The organism is Planctomycetia bacterium, from assembly GCA_016795155.1.
Classification (GTDB): domain Bacteria; phylum Planctomycetota; class Planctomycetia; order Gemmatales; family HRBIN36; genus JAEUIE01.
The window spans coordinates 1-7,426 of record JAEUIE010000018.1; the positions used below are offsets into that span (position 1 = coordinate 1).

Consider the following 7,426-nt stretch of genomic DNA (forward strand, 5'->3'; position numbering starts at 1 on the left):
AACTACGGGATGATGGTCTTGCGAAGAGGATGACTTGGGGGCATGACGCAGATGCACCAGCCAGGCAGTGTAGCGCAACAGATCAACGTGTTTGTTTGTGCCGATCCGCAGGCCAGCCTGGACGCGATGTTCCTGCATCTGCCGCTGTTTGATGACTTCACCCAAGGGAGTGGAGTTCAGCAAGCGACAGAGTTCGGTGGGCCTGATGAGACGTGGATCATGGGCCACGATGCATCTCCTGGAGTAACCAGGCTGCATAGTGGACCAGATTCATAGTGCCATCGGAATTGACTGGTGCACCAGCAGTCAGGTCCGCGTCAATCATCGCCAAGGTAATCGAATGGCCACCGATTTTGGATAAAAGTTGAGCCAGATCCTCTTTAGACAGGGACGAAGGGTGCAATTTCGATTTGGTACTATCCTGATCCATGGTGTACGATCCCAGGATTTTGGTTACGCAGCCATCCTGCTCTTGAGCATTTCACCACGGTCTGTGACATTGCCCTGGCTATCCAGGCATTGCACTTCCAGTCCGGTAAACTGGATGAACCGCTGGACGATGACATCGCAATAGAGCGGATCGAGTTCCATCAGATAGGCTTTGCGACCCGCTTGTGCTGCCGCTATGAGCGTGGAACCACTCCCACCGAAGAGATCGAGGACGTTCTCCCCGGGCTGGCTCGAATATTCCATGGCTCGAACTGCCAGGGCCACTGGCTTCTCCGTGAGGTGGACCATGGACTGAGGGTTAACCTTCTTGATGGCCCACAGATCGGTAGCGTTGTTGGGGCCGAAGAACTGGTGAGCTTTCCCTTCTTTCCATCCGTAAAACGCCAGCTCAAATGCACCCATCATGTCCTTGCGGGTTAGCACCGGATGTTGCTTGTCCCAGACGATTGCCTGGCTGAAGTACAATCCGTGTCGTTTGAGTGGTGCCGGATAGTTGCCCAAATTCGCATAGCCGCCCCACACGAAAAAACTTCTGCCCGGCTCCAGCACTCGGGCGATCTGGCCAAACCACGCCTCCAATAGGCCATCGAACTCCTGATCTGACAGAAAATCGTTCGCCAATGGCCGATCTTTGGCCCGCAGCTTCTTGTGGGTTGCCTGCTTTTCTCCCTGACGAGCAACATCAAACGACTGGTGATGGGAACGTTTCTTCGGTGCTTCAAAGCTCGAATTACCAGCAGCTATAGCATTATTGGAGCGAGGCTCGACTTTGACGCCGTACGGCGGATCGGTGTTCACCAGATGAATGCAGGCTCCATCAAGTAAACGATTTACGTCAGTTTCTGACGACGAGTCACCGCAGAGTAACCGGTGATTACCCAGTATCCAGAGATCACCCGGTTGCGTGATCGCTGCATCGGGTGGTGCGGGAATCTCATCCGGATCCGTCAGTCCTTCCGTTGCACCACCCTGTAGCCATCGATTTAGTTCTTCAGGACTGAATCCCAGGGATTCCAGGTCATACTGTTTTTCCTGCAACTGGCCGAGTTCCACCGCCAGCAGATCATAATTCCAGTCTGATAAGTCACTGCTTTTATTGTCAGCGATGCGGTAGGCCTGCACTTTTTCAGGAGAAAGACCTACTGCCACATGAACGGGCACTTCCTTCAGGCCCAGTTTCAAGGCTGCCTTGTATCGTGTATGGCCAACAATAATGACCCCGGCTTCATCAACGACAATCGGCTGTCGCCAGCCGAAATCCTGCAACGACTGGGCCACAGCCTCCACAGCCGCGTCGTTTTCACGGGGATTATTGGCATAGGGGGTGATCAATGACAACGAGCGCATTGCAATCTGCATGGGTTGTACCTCGAGGCGTTGGACGACATAGTCCTGGTTGTGCCTCGAACCACTCCAGCAGTGCTGGCAAGAGATGCGACGAATATACTTCATTTCATTGTATCATCTGTCGCACACGATTATGGAGATCATTTCTGAAATTTATTTTTGGCTGTACACTGGAATGAAAGAGCGTCATAAGGTATGACATTTCTAAAGGACCAAACGGCGCGCCTTTGGCGTGCTCCCTGATTAGGGATGTAAACGACCGCCTCGAAGTGTGTCTCGTGGCGTGCAGGGGTTGTAAGTTTCTGCGAAAGCGTGTTGAATTGATTCAGAATCACTTCTGAGTTCCGACAAACTATAGCGCAGATTTAGACAACACCCAATACGTCCATGCCAGTAGTATTTTACTTCCTTGTACATCGCGTTAGAGCAGTTTTTTTACCTGGCAGTTTTTCTCCAGGTAGCTTCACAGTAACTTGCAAAGTAATTCCGCATGATAATTCATGCCGACCTTTCGCAGACCTTAAGAAGAGGTCGGCGCTAAGGTCGGCACAGATAAACTGTGTGATAGCATGTAGTTGCAGCGTGTTGCCGACCTTTGCCGACCTTTTTCACATCTCTATCCATGTACGTGCGCACGCGCACACGCGTGCGACAGCGAATAGACCTTCTCCAGGTCGGCAAAGGTCGGCATTAAGATTCAAGTCTTTCACTGCTCACGACTTAGCGCTGCCGACCTTACTTAACATCGCCAGCTATGGTCGGCAAAAGGTCTGTCGCTGTACTGAGAGTTGCATGATCCATTTCTCCATTAATTGCATCATGCTGGCATCCATCGCGTGCAAAGTGTATTGGACCCTGTGTCGACTTGTCCATGAACGAATTCATCCCCCACACCTCTTGCTGCGTAATTCACTTCGGAGCGGGCCAGATGAAAGAACCCCTTGTTATCAGGAGGACTCTCCCCATGAATGACCTGTCAGTCTGTCCGTCAATCGTAAAACGCAAGTCTCACCTCAGCAAATCGCAACAACGCCTTTTGCAAGTGTTTCAAGAGCTGAACTTCGGCAAGATACAGCAGTTACACGTCAAGGCAGGAGAGCCGTTGCTGACACCATCGCCTCGCATTCTCAAAGACTTAAAGATCCCTGGGGCGAACGACGCGCGAGTGGAATCGCATCTCAAAGACTTTGAACTCAAGCGCGAGCACCTCGAGTTCTTTCACCACCTGCATGCACTGGGTGACGGAGTACTCGAATTAATTGAAGTGAGACATGGCTTGCCTGTTCGGCTGCTCATTGAATCAACCACGTAACCTGACATTAACTCCCTGGTGGTGACGGTTAGCCCATGTGGAACTGGTCACAAAAAGGATGAGCTATGGATCAACTGACTGAGATGACAATAAACACGTCCAGCGATGTGTTTCCAACACTATGGATAAAAGCACGGTGCGAAGGCAGAATAATGCCTTCATTAGCAATACCTAACGATGCAGCCAGCAGGCAACTGGCCCACTGGCTGCAACTGTTTATCGACAAAAATCAGGTTGTCGAGTTGCGTGCGTTACATGTTCAAGGCAGATTCCGACCAGCAAATTACGCTGGATTTTTCAAGTATGATAGCTTACCAACCCTTGCCCAAGAAGCCTTGGCGATAACCAAAACTGCTCGCGGTATTTATTTTACTTTGAATCCAGTTCGCCCCGATCTCTTGCACCGCAAGACGAATCGATTGACTTATGCCAACACTGGTGAGCAGGCAACAGATCGTGATGTTCTCCACCGTCGATGGCTGTTCATTGATGCTGATCCCATCCGTGACGCTCATATCAGCGCCACCGATGACGAAAAACGCCATGCCCATGAAGTAATTAGTCGTGTACGCGAGAGTTTATCGAATGAAGGTTGGCCGCAACCCATTCTGAGTGACAGTGGCAATGGGTATCACTTGCTGTATCGGATTGATCTACCAGTACATGATCGAGGCTTAATCCAGGCAACCCTGAAACATTTAGCAACCCGATTTGACAATGAGCATGTCACCATTGATCAATCGGTGCATAATCCAGCGCGGTTGTGTAAACTACCAGGCACCTGGTCCCGAAAAGGGGACGCCTCTCCTTCGCGTCCACATCGTGTTGCTTCCATTCTGGAAGTACCAGCAGAGGGTATGCAGGTAGTGAGTGAACAACAGCTACGTTGTTTTGCACAGGTTGACGAAAAACCAATGCAGTCCAGAAGAGCTGCAAGTGCACCATTACAGGCATTCGTCTTAGATGTCGACGCTTGGCTGGCAGATCGGCAATATCCTTACTTCAGAAAACCTCAGTTAGATCTTCTGGGACGCACAGTCTACGTCTTAGAAACATGTCCGTTCAACCATGATCATCGAGCCCCCGACGCTTGTATCATGCAAGATGCTTTGGGGAAGTTGTCAGCAAAGTGTTTTCATGATAGTTGCTCGCAATTCGACTGGCAGGCATTTAAAGAGAAAATTGGTACACCCGAAAAACATCATTACCATCGGCCTAACAAGATAAACTGCGCCGATGTCGATCATCAAGCAGTCGGGACCAATGATTCGACACCCTCCTGCAAGCTGATGAAGGTTGCACCACTTAGTCTTCCCAAGTTCCCAGCTATTCAGGGAAATAACCGACAGCTGCGTGATGTTACGCAGAATGCCATTGATGCCCTGATTAAACAGAACAACCCACCCATGCTCTTTAGTTGGTCTGGACAACTAACACGCTTGCATCATGATTTGTCTGCTCATCGGGTGGAAATCCTCAAACATGATCAGCTTCGAGGTGTTCTGGCAAGATGTGCCAATTGGTTCGAGATCAAGTCCCGAGGCAAAGAAGAAGTGGAGGAAGATGGGCCACCTCCGATGGAAGTGGTTAAGGATCTGGCATCACTCGGAGAGTGGCCGGGTATACCTCATCTGAAATCTCTGCGAACGACTCCATTCCTTGATCTTGAGGGCAGAGTAATCTCTCAGCCTGGATACGATGCACCAACAGAATACTACTTGTCACTTCCCCACAAGATGGAACAGATCGTGGTAAATGAAACCCCTTCATATCAAGATGTCGATACAGCCAAAGAACTCTTGCTGAATGAGATGCTGGGGGATTTTCCTTTTGTTGATGCAGCTAGCCGTGCACATGCACTGGCTGCCATACTACTCCCCTTCGTCCGCGATTCCATTGTTGGGCCAACACCCCTGCATTACATTGATGCACCCACCGAAGGAACTGGTAAGACTCTGTTGGCAGAAATCATTGCTGCAACCATTACGGGGCAGGACGCACCCGTGCAACCCCCTCCTAAAGACGAGGAAGAGTGGCGAAAGTCCATTACCTCGGTACTACTGGAATCTCCACCCATGGTGCTGTTTGACAATGTCAAATATGCACTCGATAGCCCCGCCTTGGCTGCGGCGTTAACTGCCCCTGTATGGATAGATCGGCTTCTTGGCAGTAATCGACTTGCTCACGTCCCCGTCAGAACCATGTGGGTGGCCACAGGAAATAATGGTATCGTTTCTTCCGAAATCAATCGCAGGATGGTTTGGATTCAGCTCGATGCTCAGGACCCGAACCCAGCAATGCGAACGGGATTTCTACACCCTAATATTCTCCTCTGGGTCCATACTGAAAGACGACGATTAATGCATGCTTGTCTCACCTTGCTGCGCTACTGGCATACACAGGGACGACCCATCGGAAATACTGCCATGGGAAAGTATGAATCCTGGGCAGGAGTAATGAGTGGTATATTAGATTGCCTCCAGGTTCCAGGCTTTTTGGCCAATGTTCAGCAACAACGTCAACTACGCATCATAAGCAATGACGAATGGCCTTCATTTACGCACTGTTGGCATAACGTGCACGCAGACAAAATTGTGGGGACGGAACATCTCTATCACCTGGCTACCAGAAACAATCTGCTCGACAGCATACTCGGTGATGGAGGCCCCCGCAGTCAGCGGACACGTCTGGGGCTCGCCCTTCGAAAACAAGCCAACCGAGTAATCGATGGGCATAGGATTCTTATTCTTCCCGAATGTGACAACAGAAAACGTCAGCAGTTCCAATTGGAGAAACTTGCCTAAATCGTTAACCAAACATCTCAGTTACGGTCTTGGCCTAAGGTTAGGCTTGCTCGGCAAGATGACCTGGGAAAGTCCAAAGAGGACCTACCATGCCAGAGACCAGTCAGCCACATGCATCAATTCGCCTCCCCATTGCTCAACTCCTCGCCCGCGTCACCTACCGCCTTCTGACCCGGCAGAAGTTACCCCATTCCAGCCAACATTGCCTTGATGTCCTTCCAAAAGAAGTGCTCAGTGTCTCCAAGACGGTTAACACCAACAGAGAACAAGGAGACGCATGATGGACTTGAAGCAGAAACTGGCATCGCTGCCACACCTGCGGGTGACTGACCTGCGGCAGATGTATGCCGAGGTCTTTGGCGAACCGACCAACGCCAACAATCGCGACTGGCTGACGAAGCGGCTCGCCTGGCGATTACAGGCGCAGGCGATGGGTGGTTTGTCAGAACGGGCGATGGCACGGGCTAAGGAACTGGCTCGCGAAGAAGACCTGCGGGTTACACCGCCACCGGTAGCCACCTTACCCATTCCTCAGCAACGGGATACCCGACTGCCAACACCCGGAGCCGTTATTACCCGGACCTACAAGGGCGTGGAACATCATGTCGAAGTGCTGGCCGACGGCTTCATCTGGAATGGGAACACCTACACAACGCTGACCGCAGTTGCCAAGGCCATCACGGGACAGCACCTCAATGGCTTTGCCTTCTTCGGCATCAAGCGGGGAGGGAAGCAATGAACAAAGCTCCCAAATGTATCCGGTGTGCCATTTACACAAGAAAAAGTACTGAGGAAGGATTGCAACAAGAATTTAATAGCCTCGATGCCCAGCGGGAAAGCGCCGAGGCCTTCATCAAGAGCCAGGCCCATGAAGGCTGGTTGTGCTTACCCGCCAAATACGACGATGGTGGTTTCACTGGCGGCAACATGGAACGCCCTGCCCTGAGGCAACTCCTCACCGACATCGAAGCTGGTTTGATAGACTGTGTCATCGTGTACAAGGTTGACCGTCTCAGCCGTTCCTTACTCGACTTCGCCCGTATGATGGAGATATTCGACCGTAAGGGCATCTCGTTCGTGTCTGTGACACAGCAGTTTAATACGACGCATTCCATGGGGCGGTTAACGCTCAACATCTTGTTGTCCTTTGCCCAGTTTGAACGCGAAATCATTAGTGAGCGCACTCGCGATAAGATCGCCGCCACCCGGCGTAAAGGCAAATGGTCAGGTGGCAGACCCATTCTGGGTTACTATGCCGACCCGGTGACCAACAAACTCATTATCAATCACGATGAAGCACCACGGGTACGGGCTATTTTCAGGCTTTACGCCGAGCATGGGTCTCTATTACCCGTTGTCCAGGAACTGAACCAGCGTGGCTGGCGGAACAAGCTGTACACCACCCGCAAAGGTATTGCCAAAGGTGGCATGGAGTTCACCCGCACCAGCTTATGGAACCTGCTCACCAATCCACTGTACTTCGGTCAGGTAAGACACAAAGACAACGTCTATG

Annotated in this window: 7 protein-coding genes; 4 read left to right on the forward strand and 3 right to left on the reverse strand. The window is 51.3% G+C overall.

Going from position 1 to position 7,426, the window contains the following annotated elements:
• From JNJ77_07625 to JNJ77_07635, 3 genes are all read right to left on the reverse strand, one after another.
• Positions 1-228 (reverse strand): hypothetical protein (locus JNJ77_07625; protein MBL8822439.1); only part of this gene is annotated, 228 nt, incomplete at its 3' end.
• A complete protein-coding gene (locus JNJ77_07630; GenBank protein MBL8822440.1) occupies positions 218-430 on the reverse strand; it encodes a hypothetical protein in 213 nt (70 codons plus the stop codon). The genes JNJ77_07625 and JNJ77_07630, both read right to left, overlap by 11 nt.
• Positions 431-453: 23 nt before the next feature.
• On the reverse strand, positions 454-1,809 hold the full coding sequence (locus tag JNJ77_07635; GenBank protein ID MBL8822441.1) for a ParB N-terminal domain-containing protein: 1,356 nt from the start codon (positions 1,807-1,809) through the stop codon (positions 454-456).
• Positions 1,810-2,761: 952 nt separating this feature from the next.
• On the opposite strand from JNJ77_07635, the gene JNJ77_07640 reads away from it, so the two are divergent.
• The 4 genes from JNJ77_07640 to JNJ77_07655 all read left to right on the forward strand — a co-directional run.
• Positions 2,762-3,109, forward strand: coding sequence for a hypothetical protein (locus tag JNJ77_07640; protein ID MBL8822442.1), 348 nt, complete (start codon positions 2,762-2,764; stop codon positions 3,107-3,109).
• A gap of 152 nt (positions 3,110-3,261) precedes the next feature.
• Complete coding sequence (locus JNJ77_07645) at positions 3,262-5,913, forward strand: hypothetical protein (GenBank protein ID MBL8822443.1); 2,652 nt, start codon at positions 3,262-3,264, stop codon at positions 5,911-5,913.
• A gap of 280 nt (positions 5,914-6,193) precedes the next feature.
• Positions 6,194-6,652: a DUF2924 domain-containing protein gene (locus JNJ77_07650; GenBank protein ID MBL8822444.1), complete on the forward strand. Its 459-nt coding sequence runs from the start codon at positions 6,194-6,196 to the stop codon at positions 6,650-6,652.
• Positions 6,649-7,426, forward strand: a 778-nt coding sequence (locus JNJ77_07655) for a recombinase family protein (protein ID MBL8822445.1), incomplete at its 3' end; no start/stop codon positions are given. The genes JNJ77_07650 and JNJ77_07655, both read left to right, overlap by 4 nt.

Coding starts and splice junctions, on each gene's coding strand:
- JNJ77_07630 (MBL8822440.1), bottom strand. CDS start 430: ATGGATCAGGATAGTACCAAATCGAAATTGCACCCTTCGTCCCTGTCT.
- JNJ77_07650 (MBL8822444.1), top strand. CDS start 6,194: ATGGACTTGAAGCAGAAACTGGCATCGCTGCCACACCTGCGGGTGACT.
- JNJ77_07635 (MBL8822441.1), bottom strand. CDS start 1,809: ATGCAGATTGCAATGCGCTCGTTGTCATTGATCACCCCCTATGCCAAT.
- JNJ77_07640 (MBL8822442.1), top strand. CDS start 2,762: ATGAATGACCTGTCAGTCTGTCCGTCAATCGTAAAACGCAAGTCTCAC.
- JNJ77_07645 (MBL8822443.1), top strand. CDS start 3,262: ATGCCTTCATTAGCAATACCTAACGATGCAGCCAGCAGGCAACTGGCC.